The following is a 648-nucleotide window of genomic DNA, read 5'->3' as shown; positions in this document are numbered from 1 at the left end:
GTGAATTCTTTATATTAAAGTCGAGGCTATATGGGTAATAAGAAAAGTAAAATAATAAAATCAGATGCTACTGTAATAGAAAAGTATGATGAAAGTTCGTCAAAAGAACACATGGCCATTTTAGATACAGATCTTCAAACAAGTGTATCTATTTTTATTGTTGCACTTGGTACTATTATTTCAGTCCCATCAGCTCTTTCCGGAGCAGCTGTTATTGTATTTGGAACCGTATTGCCTATGTTCTGGTCAGAACCAAATTCGGATGTCTGGGATAATGTATCAAGTAAAGTGAGCGATCTAATTTCAGAAGCAATTAAAGATGTTGTATTTCAAACTGCTGTAGCTCATCTAAGAGGGCTTAATAATTTAGGTGTGGATTTTTCAAAAGATTATGAAACTTGGTTAAATAATGGTAATGGTTTAGATTCGCTATCAAGGTCTTATGACCACCTTGAAAAAACTTACCGTGATAGAATGCCATCTTTTGCTATTAAAGGTCAAGAACACGTTTTGCTCCCACTGTACGCACAGGCAGCATTTTCACATATAAAACTAATGAGGACAGGATATGATAATTATGAAAAGTGGAATTTAAATTCAAAAACAAACTATATATCTAAGCCAGATATTCTATCAAAAATAATAGAA

At 32.9% G+C, this 648-nt stretch carries 1 protein-coding gene; it reads left to right on the top strand.

Going from position 1 to position 648, the window contains the following annotated elements:
• Positions 1–30: 30 nt before the first annotated feature.
• On the top strand, positions 31–648 hold a 618-nt coding region (locus tag V2A85_RS24270), incomplete at its 3' end, for an insecticidal delta-endotoxin Cry8Ea1 family protein (RefSeq protein WP_420072629.1).

Origin of the sequence: Yersinia sp. 1252 StPb PI, assembly GCF_048593885.1 — a bacterium.
In the GTDB taxonomy this organism is placed as follows: domain Bacteria; phylum Pseudomonadota; class Gammaproteobacteria; order Enterobacterales; family Enterobacteriaceae; genus Yersinia; species Yersinia enterocolitica_E.
The sequence above is the reverse complement of the archived record's forward strand: the minus strand, read 5'-3'. Positions and strand labels throughout refer to the sequence as shown.